Origin of the sequence: Allobosea massiliensis, from assembly GCF_042655245.1 — a bacterium.
GTDB classification, from domain to species: Bacteria; Pseudomonadota; Alphaproteobacteria; order Rhizobiales; family Beijerinckiaceae; genus Allobosea; species Allobosea massiliensis.
Genome location: NZ_JBHSLU010000032.1, coordinates 19,192 through 37,925, shown reverse-complemented (window position 1 = coordinate 37,925; position 18,734 = coordinate 19,192). Strand labels below are relative to the sequence as shown.

Here is an 18,734-nt window from a genome sequence, read left to right as displayed (position 1 = left end):
TTCGGGGCCGTTCCGGCTCGTCTGAAAGGATGGATCAGCCCTCGCCTTGCGCCATCTGGCGTAGCGCGAAGCGCTGCAGCTTGCCGCTGGCGGTCTTGGGCAGGGCCGTGACGAAGTCGATGGCGCGGGGATATTTGTAGGGCGCGATACTGGCCTTCACGTGATCCTGCAAGGTCTTGAGCATCGCCGCATCGCCGGCGACGCCCTCGCGCAGCACGACATAGGCCTTCACGATGTGGCCGCGCTCGGGGCAGGGCGCGCCGACAACGCCGCATTCCATCACGTCGGGATGAGCGAGCAGACAGGCCTCCACCTCCGGACCGGCGATGTTGTAGCCCGACGAGACGATCATGTCGTCCGAGCGCGCCTGGTACCAGAAATAGCCGTCCCGATCGCGGATATAGGTGTCGCCGGTGACGTTCCAGCCGTTTTGGACGTAAGCGCGTTGGCGCGCATCGGCGAGATAGCGGCAGCCGATCGGCCCGCGCACGGCGAGCCGGCCCGGCGTCCCGTCGGGCACCTCGCCCCCCTCGGCATCGATGATCTTCGCCTCGTAGCCCGGCACCGGCAGGCCGGTCGCACCGGGGCGGATGGCCTCCTGTGGCGCGGCGATGAAGATGTGCAGCATCTCGGTCGCGCCGATGCCGTCCATCAGCTTCAGGCCGGTCTTCGCCAGCCAGGCGTCGAAGACCGGCTTGGGCAGCGTCTCGCCGGCCGAGACGCAGATCCGCAGCGAGGAGATGTCGCGGCCGGCGAGCTTGTCGAGCACGGCCCGATAGGCCGTCGGCGCGGTGAAGATCACGCTCGCCTTGTGCCGCTCGATCGCGTCGAGCAGATCCGCCGGGGCCGTCCTGTCGGGCAGCACGGCCGCCGCGCCGATGCGGAAGGGGAACAGCACGATGCCGCCGAGCCCGAAGGTGAAGGCGAGCGGCGCCGAGCCGATGAAGCGGTCCCCGGGCGAGGCTTTCAGCACCTTGGCGGCATAGGTGTCGCAGATCACCAGCAGATCGCGCTGGAAATGCATCGTGCCCTTGGGCTCGCCGGTGGTGCCCGAGGTGAAGCCGATCAGGCAGACATCGTCGCTGGCGGTATCGACCGCCTCGAAGCGCTCATAGCCCGGCTGCGCCATCAGCGTCTCGAGTTCGCTGCCCTCCGCGCCGAAGGCGACGATGCGCGCAAGCTCCGGCACCTGCCGCTGCGCGCCCTCCAGATCGGCCAGCAGACGGTGGTCGCAGAGCGCCAGCGCGATCCTGGCCTTGCGCAGCGGATAGACCAGTTCGCCCGCCCGCAGCATCGGCATGGTCGCGACCACGACGCCACCGGCCTTGATGACGGCGAGATAGGCCGCGACCATCATCGGCGTGTTGGCCGCGCGCAGCAGCACCCGGTGGCCGGGGACCAGGCCGAGATCCCGCGTCAACACATTCGCGATGCGGTCGATCCGCTCGGCGAGGTCCCGATAGCTCCAGGTCAGATGATCGCCGATGATCGCCGGCCGGTCGCCGCGTCCCTGCGCGACATGCTCGTCGACCAGAACGCTCACCGCGTTCAGCCGCTCCGGATAGCGCAGCCCGGCCCCGGCGAGGTCGATCGCCGGCCATTGCTCCGGCGGGGGCAGGTTGTCGCGGGCAAAACTGTCGATATGGCCGGAGCGCAGGAAGTTCATGGCCGTCACCCTCGTCGTCTAGCTCTTGGCCTTGAGGAGGTCGCGCGCGATCACGACCTTCTGGACTTCCGAGGCGCCTTCGTAGATCCGCAGCGCCCGGATTTCCCGGTACAGTTCCTCCACCTTGACGCCCTTGGTGACGCCGAGGCCGCCATGGATCTGGACGGCCCGGTCGATCACACTCTGGGCGTTCTCCGTCGCGACGAGTTTGGCGAGCGCGGCCTCGCGGGTGACGCGCGCCGCGCCGCGATCCTTGGTCCAGGCGGCGCGGTAGACCAGCAGGGCAGCGGCATCGACCTCGGCCGCGCTGTCGGCGATGGCGGCCTGGGAGAGCTGGAGATCGCCCAGCGTGCCGCCGAAGAGCTTGCGCGTGCTGGCATGGGAGATCGTCTCGTGCAGCGCGCGCCGCGCGAAGCCCAGCGCCGCGGCGCCCACCGTCGAGCGGAAGATGTCGAGCGTCGCCATCGCGACCTTGAACCCGTCGCCGGGGCCGCCGATCCGGTTCTCGACCGGCACGCGGCAGGCCTCGAAACGCAGCGTCGCCAGCGGATGCGGCGCGATCACCTCGATCCGCTCGGTCACGCTCAGGCCGGGATTGTCCGCCTCGACCAGGAAGGCGGAGAGCCCGCGCGCACCCGGCGCCTCGCCGGTGCGGGCGAAGACGACGTAATGGTCGGCGATGCCGCCATTCGAGATCCAGCTCTTCTCGCCGTCGATCCGGACATGGCCGTTGCCGTCGGGCGTGGCGGTGGTCGCCATCGCCGCGACGTCGGAGCCCGCTTCCTTCTCGGACAGCGCGAAGGCCGCGATCCGGGCGCCCTCGCAGACGCCGGGCAGGATGCGCTGCTTCAGCGCGTCGGAGCCCGCGACCGTGATCGCGCCGGTGCCCAACCCCTGCATCGCGAAGGAAAAATCCGCCAGCCCGTCGCGCGCCGCCAGGATCTCACGGGCGAGGCAGAGCGTGCGCACGTCCAGCGCCGGGTTCAGCCCGCCATAGGCCTCCGGCACGACGGCGCGGAGGAAGCCGCCTTCGCCGAGAGCCGTGACGCGCGCCCGGCAGGCCGCGTCGACATCGTCATGGGGCAGGCCGGGCAGGGTGGCGTCGGCCCAGGCCGAAAGCTCGGCGGCGAAGCGGCGGTGCCGGTCCTCGAAGAAGGGCCAGTCGAGCGTGTCGCCGAGAAGGCCCGGGAGATGAGGTCCGTCGAGCTTCGTCGCAGCCATCTCAGTTGCCCTCGAAGACCGGCTTCTGCTTGTTGGCGAAGGCGTGGTAGGCGCGGGCGAAATCCTCGGTCTGCATGCACAGCGCCTGCGCCACGGCTTCCGCCTCGATCGCGCTTTCGACCGACATCGCCCATTCCAACTCGAGCATGCGCTTGGTCATGGCGTTGGCGAAGGTCGGCCCGTCCGCCAGTTCGGCGGCCAGCGCCTGCGCCTCGGCGAGAACCTGTTCCTTCGCGACGAGCCGGTTGAGGAAGCCCCAGCGCTCGGCCTCTTCGCCGCGCAGTGTCCGGCCCGTGTAGAGCAGCTCCGCCGCACGGCCCTGGCCGATGATCCGCGGCAGCATCGCGCAGGCGCCCATGTCGCAGCCGGCCAGCCCGACGCGGTTGAACAGGAAGGCGATCTTGCTCTCGGCCGTGCCGAGCCGGAGGTCGGACGCCATGGCGATGATCGCGCCCGCCCCGGCGCAGACGCCGTCGATGGCGGCGATCACCGGCTGCGGGCAGGCGCGGATCGCCTTGACGAGCTCGCCGGTCATCCGGGTGAACTTCAGCAGGTCCTTGGTCTCCATCGCAACCAGCGGGCCGATGATCTCGAAGACGTCGCCGCCGGAGGAGAAATTGCCGCCGGCGCCCGTTACCACGATCGCCTTGACGTCCTCCTCCTTCTGCGCGGCGAGGAAGAAATCGGTGAGTTCGCGGTAGCTTGCGAAGGTCAGCGGATTCTTTTTCTCAGGCCGGTTCAGCGTCACGGTCGCGACCTTGCCGGCGACGGAGAGCGCAAAATGCTGCGGCTGGAACGCCGCGAGCGGCAGGGTCGTGGCGTTGGCCAGAGTGGTCACGAGGCGTCTCCCTTGCCGGCATCGTCCGGCTGGCTGGCGTCCTGCGCCCTTGCCGCGATCGCGCGGTGCAGCGAGGCCTTGGTCTGTCCGAGCAGGCGGAAGAGCTGCGCCCGCTCCTGCTGGTTGAGACCCGCGAAGAGCTCGGCGATCCAGCCCTCGTGCCGCTCGGCCATCGCTTTGAAGGCCTTGCGGCCCTGCGCGGTCAGCGTCAGGACCTGCACGCGCCGGTCCTGCGTCGCGGCGCGCTTGTCGACGAGCCCGTCCGCCAGAAGCCCGGCGACGACGGCGGTGACGTTGCCGTTCGAGACCATCAGCCGCTGCGAGACCTCGCCGACCGTCATGCCGGTGCTCGACTTGTCGAGCTGCGCCATCAGATCGAAGCGCGGCAGCGTCGTCCTGAATTCCTCGCGCAGCCGGTTGCGGATCTCCGTCTCGATCAGCGTCGAGCAGGTCAGCAGCCGCAGCCAGAGCCGCAACTCGTCCTTGTGGTCGCCGGGGCGCTCGCTCGCCTTGGTCTCGCGGTCGAGCATCAGGCCGGGGAGGATGCTCTCCATCGCCTAGAACTCCCCGCCATTGATCATCAGGGACTGGCCGGTCACAGCGCCGCTGGCCGGCCCGCAGAGATAGAGCACCGCCTGCGCGACCTCCTCCGGCGCGATCAGCCGCCCCAGCGGATTGTCCTTGACCATCCCGGCCAGCGCCTGCTCGCGGGTGACGCCCGTCTTGGCGACGATGGCGTCGAGCCCGCTCGCGACCATGTCGGTATCGGCATAGCCGGGGCTGACCGCGTTCACCGTCACGCCGCTGCGCGCCGTCTCCAGTGCCAGCGACTTCACCAGCCCGATCACGGCATGCTTGGCCGCGACATAGGCCGATACGTGAGGATAGCCGCGATGGCCGGCGGTCGAACCGATCGCGATCAGCCGGCCATGGCCGCGCTCAACCATGCCGGGCAGGGCACCGTGGAACAGGTTCACCGTGCCGATCAGGTTGATCTCGGTCATCCGGCGGAAGCGGTCCGCCGGGCTACGCAGAAAGGCCCCCGCCTCGACGGCGCCCGCATTGGCGACCGCGATGTCGATCGGCCGTCCCTCGGAGAGCTGCGCCAGTGCCTGCGCCATCGCGTTCGCATCGGTGACGTCGCAGGCGGCCTGGGCATCGGCGTCGCCCGCTGCGCAGGCCGCAGCCAGGGCCGCCACGTCGCGGCCGAGGATGGAGACCCGCGCGCCCTCGCGGCGCAGGCGTGCGGCGATGGCGCGGCCGATGCCGCGCCCGCCGCCCGTCACCACTGCGTGCCGCCCTGAAAGGAGCATCCGTACCGCCTCCCGATGCGCCAATGTATTTTAGGTCTAAAGCATTTTGCAAGCGCCGCGAGACAGGCACCGAAGCCCACCGACCGGCGCCCGATCTGGCGCGGAAGCGCCTGCTATCCTGAGGTTCGTCACTGCGTCACTTGATCTCGCTCAAAGCGGGGCGCGTGGTCTTGAGCAAAAATTATTTCAGACCTAAAATAATTTTCCGGTCGGTTGGGACGAGGGGCTTCGGATGCGTATCGCGGTGGTCGGCGGCGGGCCTGCGGGCCTCTATTTTGCGCTCCTGATGAAGCGGGACTGGCCGGATCTCGACATCACGGTCTTCGAACGCAACCAGCCGGACGACACCTTCGGCTTCGGCGTGGTCTTCTCGGACCAGACGCTCGACATCTTCAAGGCCGCCGACGAGGCGAGCTACGCCGCGATCCGCGACAATTTCGCATATTGGGACGACATCGAGGTCCACTTCAAGGACAGCGTCCACCGCGTCTCCGGCAACGGCTTCTGCGGCTGCTCGCGCCGCTCCCTGCTGCTGCTGATCCAGGCGAGGGCGCGCCAGCTCGGCGTCGAGTTGCGCTTCGGCGAGGAGGCTGCCGACATCGAGACGCTGAAGACGAGTTACGATCTCGTGGTCGGCTCGGACGGCATCAACAGCCGCATCCGCGAGGGCTGGCGCGACCGCTTCCAGCCGAAGGTCGATCTGCGGCCCAACCACTTCACCTGGATGGGCTCGACCCGCCCCTTCGACGCCTTCACCTTCTTCTTCAAGGAGACGCCGCACGGCGTCTTCATCGCCCATTGCTACCAGTACGAGGCCGGCCGCTCGACCTGGGTGCTGGAAACGGACCCCGAGACCTTCCGGAAGGCCGGCCTCGGCGCGATGGACGAGGCGGCGTCGGCCGCCTTCCTCGAAGGCGTCTTCGCCGAGGAGCTGCAGGGCCACCGGCTGATCACCAACCGCTCGCTCTGGCGCAACTTCCCGATGATCCGCTGCCGCAACTGGGTGGTCGAGAACGTCGTCCTGCTGGGCGACGCCAAGGCGACGGCGCATTTTTCGATCGGCTCCGGCACCAAGCTCGCGATGGAGGATGCGATCGGCCTGCACAAGGCCTTCCATCAGGCCGGACTGCAGGTTGCGGACGCGCTCGCTTTGTTCGAGCGCAGCCGCCGCGAGGAGGTCGAGAAGACCCAGCACGCCGCGGATGTCTCGCTGGTCTGGTTCGAGCAGCTCGGCCGCTTCTGGGATTTCGAACCCTTGCGCTTCGCCTTCGGCCTGATGACGCGCTCCAAGGCGATCACCTATGACAATCTCGCTCTGCGCGCGCCCGACATGGTCAAGGCCGTCGACGAGATGGTCGCCGGCGAACTCGGCCCGCTCGCCCGCCGCCGCAAGGACGGCAGCGCCGTGCCGCCGGCCTTCCAGCCGCTGAAGCTGCGCGATCTCACGCTGGAGAACCGCCTCGTCCTGGCGCCGATGTGCCAGTACTCGGCTGATGACGGCGTGCCCGGCGACTGGCACCTGATGCATTACGGCTCGCGCGCCATCGGCGGCCCCGGTCTGATCTTCACCGAGATGACCTGCGTCGCTGCCGATGCCCGGATCACGCCCGGCTGCGCCGGTCTCTACAATGACGAGCAGGAGGCCGCCTGGAGCCGCATCGTCGCCTTCGTCCATGCCAATTCGGCAGCAAAACTCTGCCTCCAGCTCGGCCATGCCGGGCGAAAAGGGGCGACGAAACTGATGTGGGAGGGCATGGACCGCCCGCTGGCGGAGGGTGCCTGGCCGATCATCTCGGCCTCGCCCTTGCCCTACTATCCCGAGAGCCAGGTGCCGCGCGAGATGACGCGGGCCGACATGGACCGGGTCAAGGCGGAGTTCGTCGCGGCCGCCGAGCGGGGCGCGCGCGCCGGCTTCGACATGCTCGAACTCCACTGCGCCCATGGCTACCTGCTGGCGAGCTTCCTCTCACCGCTGACCAACCGCCGCGGCGATGAATACGGCGGCAGCATCGAGAACCGGCTGCGCTATCCGCTCGAGGTCTTCCGCGCGCTGCGCGAGACCTGGCCGCGCGAGAAGCCGATGTCGGTTCGCATCTCGGCGACCGACTGGGCGCAAGGCGGGCTATCGGCCGAGGATTCGGTCGCGATCGCCGAGGCCTTCGCCGCCGAGGGCTGCGATCTCGTCGATGTCTCGACCGGCCAGACCGTGCGCGAATCGCGGCCCGTCTATGGCCGCATGTTCCAGACCCCGTTCTCGGACCAGATCCGCAACGAGGCCCGCGTCGCGACCATGTGCGTCGGCAACATCACCACCGCCGACCAGGCCAACACGATCGTCGCCTCCGGCCGGGCCGATCTCGTCGCGCTCGGGCGGCCGCATCTGTCGGACCCGTCCTTCGTGCTGCGCTCGGCCGCCTGGTATGGCGTCGATCTGATGCAGCCGGTGCAGTACGGGCCGGGCAAGGACCAGCTCCTGCGCAACACGCCGCGCGAGCGGCAGGACCTGGAGGCGCTCAAGCTCAAGGCCAAGCCGAGCCGCCACGCCGTCTCGGCCTGACGGGTTCTGCGGGGAGGACCAGGCGCCGCAGGAAGCGGAACATCGCGCGTGCCCTTGGGTTGGGGTGTCCGAGGCTCGCGCCGGATGCGGGCCGTGGAAGGAAACCCGATGGTTCGCTCTCTCTCGCGGCTCGCGCTGGTCGCGGCCCTCTCCGCCCTCCCGCTCGTGGCGTCGGCCCAGACGCCGCCCACCACGCCGCCCTCCGACCCGGCGCAAGCGCAGGCCAGCGGAGGCCTCGGGCCGAAGACGACCAACCCGACCGAGATCGACAAGGGTCAGAACATGATCCTGCCCAACGCCGGCCGCTCGGGGGAATCCGCCGCGCCGACCATGGTCTATGACTGCAAGAACCGGCCCCAGGACTGCACCACGCCCACCAATCAGGGCGACAAGGTCGACGTCCCGGACATGTCGTCCGCCCCACCGACGTCGAAGCCCTGAACCGGCGATGGAGTCGGCCGCACAACATTGCGCGGGAGCAATGAGGCGATTGCCGGCGGCCGGGTGCCGTGGCGTGCCGACGTCGCTATCTCTGGCGCAACCGCCGGGCCTTCCGCCCGGATGACCAGAGAGGGCGCCATGAAGCTCACCGGAATCCACCACGTCACCGCGATCTCGGCCGATGCGCCGGGCAATCGCCGCTTCTATGTCGAAACGCTGGGCATGCGCCTGGTCAAGAAGACGGTGAACCAGGACGACACCTCCGCCTATCACCTGTTCTATGCCGATGGCGCCGGCTCGCCGGGTACGGATCTCACCTTCTTCGACTGGCCGGCCCCGCCCGCCCGCCGCGGCACCCATTCGATCGTCCGCACCTCGCTGCGCGTCGCCGACGAGGCCTCGCTCGACTGGTGGCGCCAGCGCCTGACCGCAGCCGGCGTCGCGGTTTCGCCCATCCGCACCATCAACGGCCGCTCGGCTGTCGATTTCGAGGACCCGGAGGGCCAGCGCCTGACGCTGCTCGCCGATGGCGGCGACATCCCCTTCGTCGTCTGGGACAAGAGCCCGGTCCCGCCGGAACATCAGATCCGCGGGCTCGGCCCGGTGACCATCTCCGTGCCGAAGCTGGAGCGAACGGAAGTGGTGCTGACCCAGTTGCTGGGGCTGGAGCGCATCGGCAGCTATCGCGACGCCGCCCATGCGACCGACGAGATCCACGTCTTCAAGATCGGGGAGGGCGGCCCGGCAGCCGAACTCCATGTCGCGGTCGAGCCGGACCTGCCGCAGGCGCGGGAAGGCGCCGGTGGCGTCCATCACCTCGCGCTGCGCACGCCGACCTTCGCCGATTACGACGCCTGGGCCGAGCGCCTGCGCGCCGCCGGCTATCCCAACAGCGGCCCGGTCGATCGCTTCTATTTCCGCTCGCTCTATCTGCGCGAGCCCAACGGCATTCTGATCGAGATCGCGACCGACGAGCCCGGCTTCGCGACCGACGAACCGGCCGAGACCATGGGGGAGGCGCTCTCCCTGCCGCCCTTCCTCGAGCCCCGCCGTGCCCAGATCGAGGCCGGCCTGAAGCCGCTCTGACCGGCGGCGAGAGTTCGCTTGCGACATGACCGCGGGGCGGACCGGGCAGCCGGTCCGCCCCGCGGTTTTTGTCGCAATCGCCGGACGGTTTTCACCCCGCCTTAACCAAGAACGCCTCTACTCGAACCAGGCCGCTTTGCCGGCTCGCGCCCTCCCGTTGCGACGGCGCCTGTGTGTTGCGTCGGGTCGAGAGCGTTCGGGATGTCGGGTCAGGGCTACAGGCTGCGCAAGGCGCCGCGAACCCGCTACCGGGTCAGCCACAATGTCTTTTTGCAGATCGCCGCCATCGTCGTCGCCTGCGGCGTCGGCTTTGTGGCGCTCGATCCCGGTCACGAGGCGCAGCGCCCCACCGCGGCCGCGCCCCTGCGCGACGTCATGGTGACCGGCTCGCTCGCGTCCTCGTCGACGGCCTATCGCGACCTGCTGAAGCCGGGCTTTGCGCTCGGGACGACACCCTCGTCCTTCGGCGCGCAGGCGCCGCTGCAGGCTGGGCTCCAACCTAGCGAACTGGCCCAAGCTGCCCGCTCTTCATCCGCCGCCCAGCTTCCCGTCGTCGCTGTCCTCCCGGCGGCGCCGGCGGCTCCCGCGGTCGCCCCGCCGGCTCCGGCTTCGCCGGCCGTCGCCGCCGCGCCCGCCGTCGAGCCGCAGGCCGTCACCCGGATCCTCAAGGATACGCCGCTGCCGGCGCCGCGTCCGGCCGACCTCCGGGCCCCGCAGGCGGCCGAGCCGCCTGCCATCGCGCTGCGCCAGCCGACCCGCCGCGCCGCCCGCGTCGCAGCGGCGACGCCGGCTCCGGTCGTCGAGGACAACCGTTCCTTCTTCGAGAAGCTCTTCGGCGCATCGCCCCAGCCCAAGGGGCCGGCCATGGCCTATGCCGCGCCATCCGACGACGAGATCGATCGCTCGCGCGGCCGCCGTCTCAGCCCCTCCTTTGGTCCGGCGCCGGGCGCGATGCAGGGGGGCACCGCGATCTACGACATCAGCGGCAAGACCGTTCACATGCCCAATGGCGAGAAGCTGGAGGCCCATTCCGGCTTCGGCGACAAGATGGACGATCCTCGCTACGTCCATGTCCGGATGCATGGCGCGACACCGCCCCACACCTACAATCTCGTCGAGCGCGAGGCGCTCTTCCATGGCCACCGCGCCCTGCGGATGCACCCGGTCGGGGGCAGCAGCGCGATCTATGGCCGGGCCGGCTTGCTGACGCACCCCTATCTGCTGGGACCCAGCGGCCAGTCCAATGGCTGCATCTCATTCAAGGATTATGACCGCTTCCTGCAGGCCTTTCTGCGCGGCGAGGTGAGGCGCATCGTGGTCGTTGCCAGCATGCGCGACGCGCCGGCCTCGCTGATCGCCTCGCGTTGACGCGGAGGTGAGGAGCGCGTGATCGGCGCGTGCGGAACGATGGGCGGAGCCGAAGGGTTCAGCCTCATCATCCCCCAGGGAGCTTGCCGATGACACCTCTCGCCCGCCTCGCCATGCCGTCACGCCGCCGCCTGTTGGCGGGCGCAGCCTTTCTTGCCGCTTCCGCAGCCCTGCCGGTCGCGGCCCATCATGGCTGGGCCTGGGCCGAAGGCGAGCAGATGGAGCTGAAAGGCACCATCCGGACGATCTCGATGGCCCCGCCGCATCCGATGCTGATGGTCGCAGCCGAGGACGGCAAGGAATGGCAGGTCGATCTCGGCAACCCGAACCAGACCGCGCGTTCGGGCTTCACCGGCGACACGGCCAAGCCCGGCGACGCGATCACCGCGCTCGGCAACCGCCATCTCGACAAGAGCAAGGCCCATATGAAGGCCGTGCGCATCGTCATCGCCGGCAAGAATTACGACATGTATCCGGAGCGCATCCGCAGCAACTGAGGCCGCATGGAGCTTCTCGCCGGCGTCGGGACATGGCCCGGAGCCGTGCTGCTCAAGCAGAGCGGCACGGCCTATCTGTTCGTCAATGCGAGCCACATTCTCGGCCTCGCCCTGCTGATCGGCGCGATCTGGCCGCTCGACCTCCGGCTGCTCGGGCTCTTTCACAGCGTGCCGGTCGCCGCCTTAGCGCCCGTGCTGTCGCGCATGGCGGGAATCGGGCTTGGCCTCGCGCTCGTCACCGGCGCCTGGCTCTTCACCGTGCGCCCGGTCGAATATGCCCGCAACGCCGCCTTCCTCTGGAAGCTCGGCCTGCTCGCTTTGGCGGTCGCCAACATCGCCCTGCAGCACCGCAGCGCCGCCTACACCCGAGCGCTGGCGGGCGAGATCACCGCGGTGGTGAAACTGCGCGCGCTGGCCTCGCTGATGCTCTGGCTCGCCGTGCTGCTGGCGGGCCGCTGGATCGGCTTTCTCTGAAGCGCCGCGTCCGGTCGCCTCAGCCCTTGGCGGCAGCCTTGGCCTTGGCTGCGCCGGCTTTCGGCTTGGCGGCCGCGGTCTTCGCGCCCGCCTTGGCCGCAGCCGGCTTGGCTGCCGATTTGGCGGCAGGCTTCTTCGCCGACGCCTTGGCGGCCTTGGCCTTGCCGGGCCCCTTGACGCCGCTGCTCTCGGCCTTGGCGTTGACGAGCTCCACCGCCTGCTCGAGCGTGATCGCCTCCTGCGTCAGCGCTTTCGGAAGGGTCGCGTTGACCTTGCCCCAGTTGACGTAAGGCCCGTATTTGCCGGCCCGCACCACGAGCTTGCCGCCCGCCGGATGCTCGCCGAGTTCCCGGCCCGGCACCGCGGCGCCGCGCCCGAAGCGGCTGCCGCCGCCACCGCTCTCCTTGGCGACGATCAGGTCGATGGCGCGGTTGGCGCCGATCTGCAGGATGTCGTCGTCCTTGTCGATATTGGCGTAGGTCTTGCCGTGCTGGACGTAAGGCCCGTAGCGGCCGATGCCGGCGAGGATCGGCTCGCCGCTCTCGGGATGCCGCGCCACCTCCTTGGGCAGCGAGAGCAGGGCCAGCGCCTTCTCGAGGTCGACGCTGCCGGGGCTCATGCCCTTGGGCAGGCTGGAGCGCTTGGGCTTTTCGCCCTCGCCGAGCTGGATATAGGGGCCGAAGCGCCCGTCGCGGATGGTGACGTCCTGGTCGGTCGCCGGGTCCTTGCCGAGGATGCGTACGCCCGGCGCGCCAGTGCCGCCCTCTGCGGTCGCCTCGCCATCGCTGGCCTGGACGGTGAGCGGGCGGGTGTAGCGGCATTCGGGATAGTTGGAGCAGCCGACGAAGGCGCCGAACTTGCCGAGCTTCAGCGAGAGCGTGCCGGTGCCGCAGACCTGGCAGGCGCGCGGATCGCCGCCATCCTCGCGCGGCGGGAAGACATGGGGCCCGAGCACGCCGTTCAGCGCCTCCAGCACCTCGGTGACGCGCAGCTCCTTGGTGTCGCCGATCGCCGCGGTGAACTCCTCCCAGAATTCGCGCAGCAGCACCTTCCAGTCGATCTCGGCGTTCGAGACCCGGTCGAGCTTCTCCTCGAGCAGCGCGGTGAAGTCGAAGGCAACATAGCGGTTGAAGAAGCTCTCCAGGAACGCCGTCACCAGCATGCCCTTGTCCTCGGGCACGAGGCGCTTCTTCTCGATGCGGACATATTCGCGGTCGCGCAGGGTCGAGAGCGTCGCGGCATAGGTGGAGGGCCGGCCGATGCCGAGCTCTTCCATGCGCTTGACCAAGCTCGCTTCCGAATAGCGCGGCGGCGGCTCGGTGAAATGCTGCTCGGCGGCGATGGCGCGCTTCTCCAGCCCGTCGCCGGCCTTCATCGCCGGGAGCTTCTTGGAATCCTCGTCCTCCTCGTCGTCGCGGCTCTCCTGATACAGCGTCAGGAATCCGTCGAAGAGCACGACCTGGCCGGTGGCGCGCAGCTCGAGATGGCGACCGGCGACGGTCGCGGCGATGTCGACCGTGGTGCGCTCCAGCGAGGCCGATTCCATCTGGCTCGCGATGGTGCGCTTCCAGATCAGCTCGTAGAGACGCGCCTGCTCGGGCTCGAGATGGCGCGCGACCATCGCCGGCAGCCGGCCGAGATCGGTCGGGCGGATCGCCTCGTGGGCTTCCTGCGCGTTCTTGGCCTTGACCGTATATTTGCGCGGAACGCCTGGCACATAGGCGTCGCCGAATTCCTTGCCGATGACGCGGCGCGCCGCGGCAATGGCCGAGCCGTCCATGTCGACGCCGTCGGTTCGCATATAGGTGATGAGACCGACCGTCTCGCCGCCGATGTCGACGCCCTCATAGAGCCGCTGAGCCAGCTGCATTGTCCGCGCCGGGGCGAGTCCGAGCTTGCGCGAGGCCTCCTGCTGCAGGGTCGAGGTCTGGAAGGGCGGGTAGGGGTGGCGCTTGACCGGCTTGGCCTCGACATTCGCCACGCTGAAGGCTGCGCTCTCCAGTGCCTCCTTGAAGGCCCGGGCTTCGTCGCCGGTGCCGATGTCGAGCCGCGTGATCTTCTTGCCGTCGGCGCCGACGAGGCGGGCATCGAAGACGCCGCCGGCCTTCGTCGCCAGCGTCGCCACCAGCGACCAGTATTCGCGCGCCCGGAAGGCCTCGATCTCGCGCTCGCGGTCGCAGACGATCCGCAGCGCCACCGACTGCACGCGTCCCGCCGAGCGCGCGCCGGGAAGCTTGCGCCAGAGCACGGGGGAAAGGGTGAAGCCGACGAGATAGTCCAGCGCCCGACGGGCCAGATAAGCGTCGACCAGCGCCTGGTCGACCTGGCGCGGATTGGCGAGAGCCGTCTGCACCGCGTCCTTGGTGACGGCGTTGAAGGTGACGCGCTCGACGGGAATGCCCTTCAGCGCCCGCTTCGCATTGAGCGCCTCCAGCACATGCCAGGAGATCGCCTCGCCCTCGCGGTCGGGGTCGGTCGCGAGGATCAGCTTGTCGGCGCCCTTCAGCGCCTTGACGATCTCGGAGACCTGCTTGGCGCCACGCCCCTCGATCTCCCACTTCATCGCGAAGTCGTGCTCGGGATCGACCGAGCCGTCCTTCGCCGGCAGATCGCGGATATGCCCGAAGGAGGCGATCACCTCATAGTCGGAGCCGAGATATTTGTTGATCGTCTTGGCCTTGGCCGGCGACTCGACGACGAGGAGCTTCATGGTGCGGTGTCTCGGTCATAGCCTCTCTGAGCGCGGCACCGACCCTGTTGGGAACGGTCCCGCGACCGGTGAAAGACCCGGCGGTTCGGAATTGCGCGCGAAGTTGGTTCAGGGAACGGGCCGTGTCAAACGCCGATTGCGCTTTTGAGCCGTTCGGCGGCGTTTTGGCCACATCCCCCGGCAGGCCTGCAGATGGCGGGCCCGATCCGGCTCCGCAAGGGCAGGGGCGGCAGTGCCGCCCCTCGCCGTCTCAGCGCAGCGCGCCGTAGAGCGCCGCGAGAAACCCGTCATAGGCCGCGCCGTCGATCCAGCGCAGCACCGCGACGAGATCGTTCTCCACATCGACCAGGATGACGTTGGTGCCCGCGCCCAGCGCCCAGTAGGCGGACGCCGGTATCGCCGGCCGGGCCGTCGGGCCGCGGTTCAGCCACCACAGGAAACCGTAATTGGCCAGCGTCGGGGAGGGCGCCACCATCTGCTTGATCCAGTCGGCCGGGATCAGGCAGCGCCCGCCCCAATCGCCGCCCCGGGCCATCAGCAGTCCGAAGCGGGCATGGTCGCGCGCCCCGATGAACAGGCCGCCGCCCCAATGGCCGCCGCCGGGCACGGACTGGATTTGCCGCCCGTCAATCTCCACGAAGGAGTTCTCGTAGCCCTGCCATTCCCAGTCGGAGGAGGCACCGATCGGGTCCATGATGCGCTCGCGCAGGACCTCGGGCAAAGGCCGGCGGAAGCGCTGCAGCAGCGCATAACCCAGCACGTTCACCCGCACGTCGTTATACTCATAGAAGCTGCCGGGGGTGCGAAGCTCCCGCTTCTGGCCCTTGCGGCTGTTGTCGGCGCCGGGGCCGATCTGTCGGTTGTGGTCGACCTGGTCGGACTTGCCGAAGATCTCGCCCTGCCATTCGCTCGATTGCTGCAGCAGATGCCGCCAGGTGACCCGACCATTATGGGCGCCCTCGAAGAAGGGACCGGGCACGCTCCGACCCACCGGCTCGTCGAGATCGGCGATCAGCCCGTCGGCGACGGCGAGCCCCGCCAGCACCGAAAGATAGCTCTTGGCGATCGAGAAGGTCATGTCGGGGCGGTTCGTGTCGCCCCATTCGGCCACGATCCGCCCGCCCTTCAGGATCAGCCCGGCCGGACCGCCGCGCTCGCGCACGGGACCGACGATGTCGGTCCAGGGCCCGCTCTCGTTCCACTCGCGATTGCCGACATAGGTGCCGTCCGGCCAATAGAGGCTTCTCGGCCAGGGGCTCTCATGGGCCTGCGCGAAGGCGACAGCCTCCGCCAGCCGCGCCGGATCGAAGCCCGCTTCGCCGGGTGCGACCGTGCTCCAGCGCGATCCATGGGCGGCGGGCACAGAGGCGGCGGACATTGGCGGGCTCCCTCGCGGCGGCGGGCCCGTGGACGCGCCCCATCGCCTTTGGCGTAGCCCGATGCGGCCGCCTCCGCCATCCCGCCATCCGCATGCGGGAGAGCGCCATCGCGCGCTTGCACGCCGGCCGACTCGCGCCTAAACACCCCTCTTCAAATGACATCGTCAGCCCCGCTCTACCCGCACCGGCATCTCCTCGGGATCGAGGGGCTGAACCATTTGGACATCGAGGCGCTGCTGGACCGGGCCGACGCCTATGTCGCGCTCTCCCGTCAGGTCGAGAAGAAGACGGCGACGCTGCGCGGCCGCACCCAGATCAACCTGTTCTTCGAGCCCTCGACCCGGACGCAGGCTTCCTTCGAGCTGGCGGGAAAACGCCTCGGCGCCGACGTCATGAACATGTCGGTTGCCTCCTCCTCGGTGAAGAAGGGCGAGACGCTGATCGACACCGCCGCGACGCTGAACGCGATGCGGCCCGACATCATCGTCGTGCGACACCATGCGGCCGGCGCGGTCCATCTTCTGGCCCGGAAGGTCGGCTGCTCGGTGGTGAATGCCGGCGACGGCGCCCATGAGCATCCGACGCAAGCCCTGCTCGACGCCCTGACCATCCGCCGCAACAAGGGGCGGATCATGGGGCTGACGGTCGCGATCTGCGGCGACATCCTGCATTCGCGCGTCGCTCGCTCCAACATCATCCTGCTCAATGCGCTCGGCGCCAAGGTCCGCCTAATCGCGCCCTCAACGCTGCTGCCCGCCGGCATCGAACGCATGGGCGTCGAGGTCTTCACGGACATGAACAAGGGCCTGGAAGGCGCTGACATCGTGATGATGCTGCGCCTCCAGCTCGAGCGCATGCACGGCGCCTTCGTGCCCTCCTCGAAGGAATATTTCCGCTATTTCGGTCTCGATCGCGAGAAGTTGCAGCGGGCGCAGCCCGACGCGCTGGTCATGCATCCCGGCCCGATGAACCGCGGCGTCGAGATCTCCTCCGAGGTCGCCGACGGTGCCCAGTCGCTGATCCGCGAGCAGGTCGAGATGGGCGTCGCGGTGCGCATGGCCGTGCTCGACGCGCTGGCGCAGCATCTGCCTAATCTGTGACGCGATGCTGAGGCTCGCGACCGGCTTATTGGCAGCCAAGGCAAGGGCCGCGCTCTGGCTGCTCGCCTTGGCCTATGTCTCGCTGGCGGCGATGCTCCTGCATGACGATGCCCGCTCGGGCTGGACCTGGGCCTTCATCGTCGGGGGCGGTCTGCTGCTGCTCCTCTTCATCGGCATCGTCCGGTTCTGGCTCGTCTTTTTCAGAGGTCTGGGAGACCGCAATGGCTGACTCGCAGATCACCGTCATCGCCAATGCCGAACTGGTCGATCCGGCTGCGCGTCGGCAGGGCCGGGGCTCGCTGCTGCTGCGCGACGGGGCGATCGCCGACATCGCCCGGGGCGCCGAGCCGGCCGCCCCTGAAGGCGCCCGCCGCATCGACGCCGCCGGCCTCGTCGTCGCGCCCGGCCTGGTCGACCTGCGCGCTTTCCTCGGCGAGCCCGGTGCCGAATTCCGCGAGACGCTGGGGACGGGGTCGCAGGCGGCCGCCGCCGGCGGCGTCACGACCGTCGTCTGCCGCCCGGACACCGACCCGCCGATCGACGATCCGGCGATCATCGATTTCATCAAGCGCCGCGCCCGCGACAAGGCGATCGTCAACGTCCTGCCCTGCGCCGCGCTGACCAAGGGCCTGCACGGCAAGGAGATCACCGAGTTCGGCCTGCTGCTCGAGGCCGGCGCGGTCGCTTTCGGGGACGGTGCGAAGGCCCTGCGCAACCCGCAGATCATGCGCCGCGCCCTGATCTACGCCCGCGACTTCGACGCGCTGATCATGAACCATGTCGAGGATCCGGATCTGCGCGGCGCCGGCGTCATGGCCGAGGGCGAGTTCGCCAGTCGCAAGGGCCTGCCGGGCATCCCGCGCGAGGCCGAGACGGTGATGCTCGAGCGCGACCTGCGCCTCGCCCGGGCCACCGGAGGGCGTTACCACGCCGCGATGATTTCCTGTGCGGACTCGGTCGAGCTCATCCGCCGGGCCAAGGCTGACGGGCTTCGCGTCACCTGCGGCGCGTCGATCAACAGTCTGACGCTGAACGAGAACGACGTCGGCGACTACCGCACCTTCTGCAAGGTCTCGCCGCCGTTGCGCGACGAGCCCGAGCGACTGGCGCTGGTCGAGGCGCTGGCCGAGGGAGTCATCGACGTCGTCGTCTCCGATCACGATCCGCAGGACGTCGAGACGAAGCGCCAGCCCTTCGCCGAGGCCGCCGACGGCGCGCTCGGCATCGAGACCCTGCTCTCGGCCTCGTTGCGCCTCGTGCAGGCCGGTCAGATCGCTCTGCCGGACCTGCTGGCGGCACTGTCCACCAAGCCTGCCGGTCTGCTCGGCCTGCGCTGCGGCAGGCTCGCAGCCGGCGCGCCGGCCGACCTGATGCTGCTCGATCTCGAAGCGCCCTATGTCGTCGACAAGCGCAAGCTCAAGTCGCGCGCCAAGAACTCGCCCTTCGACGAGGCGCGGCTGGAGGGCATCGTGCGCGCCACCTATGTCGGCGGCCGCGTGGTCTACGAGAACGCCGCCGGCTGAGCGGGTCGCGCCCGGCCGACGGAGGTCATGCGCTCAGACGCCGGGGGCGCCGCTACGCCGCTGGCGGCTGGGAGCGACAGGCTGCCGCTCGGGCCGGATCGGCACCATCCGCGCGAAGACGGGGTTGGGCGTATGGTCGTAGGAGGCGCCCGTGCTGGCGTCGACGGCGACGCCGATCAGGCCCCCGGCCACCACATTGCCGGCCATGCCGGCCGCACCGCCGCCGCTGACCTCGGTCTTCACCTCGATCTGCTGGGGATGGTGGCCCGGCATCTCGAAGGTCGCGATGAATTCCTGCTTGCGGCTGATCGGGAAGGTGCAGGGCGTCGCCGCGCAGACAAGGCCGGTCGACGTCGTCACCTTCGCGCCCGGCGGCTCGGAATTGAAGGTCACGTCCTCGTTCGATCCGCGTGTCACGGTCCCGCAGGCGCTGACGCTGAGCGCGACAGCAACAGTCAGAAAAAGTCTCATGTTTTGAAAGCCTTTGCCCCAGTTTCTTCGCGCGTTCGTTGGCATGCCGTGCGAGGCCCTGTCGAGATTGTGGCGCGCGCTCGTCGGGTT

General features: G+C 69.2%; 17 protein-coding genes. 9 read left to right on the top strand and 8 right to left on the bottom strand.

Translation table 11 applies throughout. The features are described from left to right. Nucleotides 1–34: 34 nt before the first annotated feature. The 5 genes from ACFPN9_RS12335 to ACFPN9_RS12315 are packed head-to-tail and all read right to left on the bottom strand — an operon-like array spanning nt 35 to nt 5,038. Nucleotides 35–1,666, bottom strand: coding sequence for a benzoate-CoA ligase family protein (locus tag ACFPN9_RS12335; protein WP_067254100.1), 1,632 nt, complete (start codon nt 1,664–1,666; stop codon nt 35–37). An 18-nt stretch (nt 1,667–1,684) separates the two neighbouring features. Continuing rightward, on the bottom strand, nt 1,685–2,887 hold the full coding sequence (locus tag ACFPN9_RS12330; protein WP_067254104.1) for an acyl-CoA dehydrogenase family protein: 1,203 nt from the start codon (nt 2,885–2,887) through the stop codon (nt 1,685–1,687). 1 nt (nt 2,888) lies between these two features. Further along, a complete protein-coding gene (locus ACFPN9_RS12325; protein WP_067254107.1) occupies nt 2,889–3,725 on the bottom strand; it encodes an enoyl-CoA hydratase family protein in 837 nt (278 codons plus the stop codon). Then, a complete protein-coding gene (locus ACFPN9_RS12320; protein ID WP_245282369.1) occupies nt 3,722–4,279 on the bottom strand; it encodes a MarR family winged helix-turn-helix transcriptional regulator in 558 nt (185 codons plus the stop codon). The genes ACFPN9_RS12325 and ACFPN9_RS12320 overlap by 4 nt, the downstream gene beginning before the upstream one ends. 3 nt (nt 4,280–4,282) lie before the next feature. Further along, the gene (locus ACFPN9_RS12315) at nt 4,283–5,038 is read right to left on the bottom strand and encodes an SDR family NAD(P)-dependent oxidoreductase (RefSeq protein ID WP_067254110.1); all 756 of its coding nucleotides are present in this window, start codon (nt 5,036–5,038) and stop codon (nt 4,283–4,285) included. A gap of 232 nt (nt 5,039–5,270) precedes the next feature. Between ACFPN9_RS12315 and ACFPN9_RS12310 the strand changes: the two genes are divergently transcribed. The 6 genes from ACFPN9_RS12310 (at nt 5,271) to ACFPN9_RS12285 (ending at nt 11,461) form a co-directional block, all read left to right on the top strand. After that, nucleotides 5,271–7,595, top strand: a complete 2,325-nt coding sequence (locus tag ACFPN9_RS12310) for a bifunctional salicylyl-CoA 5-hydroxylase/oxidoreductase (protein WP_067254113.1) — start codon at nt 5,271–5,273, stop codon at nt 7,593–7,595. 108 nt (nt 7,596–7,703) lie between these two features. After that, nucleotides 7,704–8,036 carry a hypothetical protein gene (locus ACFPN9_RS12305; protein ID WP_067254117.1) on the top strand — a complete coding sequence of 111 codons (333 nt, stop codon included), beginning with the start codon at nt 7,704–7,706 and terminating at the stop codon, nt 8,034–8,036. A gap of 138 nt (nt 8,037–8,174) precedes the next feature. Next, complete coding sequence (locus ACFPN9_RS12300; protein ID WP_067254120.1) at nt 8,175–9,122, top strand: ring-cleaving dioxygenase; 948 nt, start codon at nt 8,175–8,177, stop codon at nt 9,120–9,122. A gap of 201 nt (nt 9,123–9,323) precedes the next feature. After that, nucleotides 9,324–10,490 carry a DUF2778 domain-containing protein gene (locus tag ACFPN9_RS12295; RefSeq protein WP_067254123.1) on the top strand — a complete coding sequence of 389 codons (1,167 nt, stop codon included), beginning with the start codon at nt 9,324–9,326 and terminating at the stop codon, nt 10,488–10,490. Between the two features lie 89 nt (nt 10,491–10,579). Further along, the gene (locus ACFPN9_RS12290) at nt 10,580–10,987 is read left to right on the top strand and encodes a DUF6152 family protein (protein WP_197432808.1); all 408 of its coding nucleotides are present in this window, start codon (nt 10,580–10,582) and stop codon (nt 10,985–10,987) included. Between the two features lie 6 nt (nt 10,988–10,993). After that, nucleotides 10,994–11,461 carry a DUF6644 family protein gene (locus ACFPN9_RS12285; protein WP_067254127.1) on the top strand — a complete coding sequence of 156 codons (468 nt, stop codon included), beginning with the start codon at nt 10,994–10,996 and terminating at the stop codon, nt 11,459–11,461. A gap of 19 nt (nt 11,462–11,480) precedes the next feature. Here the strand turns inward: ACFPN9_RS12285 and topA are convergent, their stop codons facing one another. Beyond that, nucleotides 11,481–14,171, bottom strand: coding sequence for a type I DNA topoisomerase (gene topA / locus ACFPN9_RS12280; RefSeq protein WP_067254131.1), 2,691 nt, complete (start codon nt 14,169–14,171; stop codon nt 11,481–11,483). A gap of 250 nt (nt 14,172–14,421) precedes the next feature. Continuing rightward, nucleotides 14,422–15,549 carry a serine hydrolase domain-containing protein gene (locus ACFPN9_RS12275; protein ID WP_067254134.1) on the bottom strand — a complete coding sequence of 376 codons (1,128 nt, stop codon included), beginning with the start codon at nt 15,547–15,549 and terminating at the stop codon, nt 14,422–14,424. Nucleotides 15,550–15,705: 156 nt separating this feature from the next. On the opposite strand from ACFPN9_RS12275, the gene ACFPN9_RS12270 reads away from it, so the two are divergent. From ACFPN9_RS12270 to pyrC, 3 genes are read left to right on the top strand one after another with little or no spacing between them, the layout of a single operon-like run. Continuing rightward, the gene (locus ACFPN9_RS12270; RefSeq protein WP_067254138.1) at nt 15,706–16,650 is read left to right on the top strand and encodes an aspartate carbamoyltransferase catalytic subunit; all 945 of its coding nucleotides are present in this window, start codon (nt 15,706–15,708) and stop codon (nt 16,648–16,650) included. Nucleotides 16,651–16,678: 28 nt separating this feature from the next. Continuing rightward, nucleotides 16,679–16,879 carry a hypothetical protein gene (locus ACFPN9_RS12265; RefSeq protein WP_156450160.1) on the top strand — a complete coding sequence of 67 codons (201 nt, stop codon included), beginning with the start codon at nt 16,679–16,681 and terminating at the stop codon, nt 16,877–16,879. Continuing rightward, a complete protein-coding gene (pyrC, locus tag ACFPN9_RS12260; RefSeq protein ID WP_067254143.1) occupies nt 16,872–18,173 on the top strand; it encodes a dihydroorotase in 1,302 nt (433 codons plus the stop codon). Before ACFPN9_RS12265 ends, pyrC begins: the two co-directional genes overlap by 8 nt. A 33-nt stretch (nt 18,174–18,206) precedes the next feature. Here pyrC and ACFPN9_RS12255 read toward each other — a convergent pair whose 3' ends face one another. After that, nucleotides 18,207–18,644, bottom strand: coding sequence for a translation initiation factor 2 (locus ACFPN9_RS12255; protein WP_067254147.1), 438 nt, complete (start codon nt 18,642–18,644; stop codon nt 18,207–18,209). Nucleotides 18,645–18,734 lie beyond the last annotated feature (90 nt).

Coding starts and splice junctions, on each gene's coding strand:
- ACFPN9_RS12315 (WP_067254110.1), bottom strand. CDS start 5,038: ATGCTCCTTTCAGGGCGGCACGCAGTGGTGACGGGCGGCGGGCGCGGC.
- ACFPN9_RS12335 (WP_067254100.1), bottom strand. CDS start 1,666: ATGAACTTCCTGCGCTCCGGCCATATCGACAGTTTTGCCCGCGACAAC.
- ACFPN9_RS12290 (WP_197432808.1), top strand. CDS start 10,580: ATGACACCTCTCGCCCGCCTCGCCATGCCGTCACGCCGCCGCCTGTTG.
- ACFPN9_RS12320 (WP_245282369.1), bottom strand. CDS start 4,279: ATGGAGAGCATCCTCCCCGGCCTGATGCTCGACCGCGAGACCAAGGCG.
- ACFPN9_RS12270 (WP_067254138.1), top strand. CDS start 15,706: ATGACATCGTCAGCCCCGCTCTACCCGCACCGGCATCTCCTCGGGATC.
- ACFPN9_RS12305 (WP_067254117.1), top strand. CDS start 7,704: ATGGTTCGCTCTCTCTCGCGGCTCGCGCTGGTCGCGGCCCTCTCCGCC.
- pyrC (WP_067254143.1), top strand. CDS start 16,872: ATGGCTGACTCGCAGATCACCGTCATCGCCAATGCCGAACTGGTCGAT.
- topA (WP_067254131.1), bottom strand. CDS start 14,171: ATGAAGCTCCTCGTCGTCGAGTCGCCGGCCAAGGCCAAGACGATCAAC.
- ACFPN9_RS12300 (WP_067254120.1), top strand. CDS start 8,175: ATGAAGCTCACCGGAATCCACCACGTCACCGCGATCTCGGCCGATGCG.
- ACFPN9_RS12330 (WP_067254104.1), bottom strand. CDS start 2,887: ATGGCTGCGACGAAGCTCGACGGACCTCATCTCCCGGGCCTTCTCGGC.
- ACFPN9_RS12310 (WP_067254113.1), top strand. CDS start 5,271: ATGCGTATCGCGGTGGTCGGCGGCGGGCCTGCGGGCCTCTATTTTGCG.
- ACFPN9_RS12275 (WP_067254134.1), bottom strand. CDS start 15,549: ATGTCCGCCGCCTCTGTGCCCGCCGCCCATGGATCGCGCTGGAGCACG.
- ACFPN9_RS12255 (WP_067254147.1), bottom strand. CDS start 18,644: ATGAGACTTTTTCTGACTGTTGCTGTCGCGCTCAGCGTCAGCGCCTGC.
- ACFPN9_RS12285 (WP_067254127.1), top strand. CDS start 10,994: ATGGAGCTTCTCGCCGGCGTCGGGACATGGCCCGGAGCCGTGCTGCTC.
- ACFPN9_RS12295 (WP_067254123.1), top strand. CDS start 9,324: ATGTCGGGTCAGGGCTACAGGCTGCGCAAGGCGCCGCGAACCCGCTAC.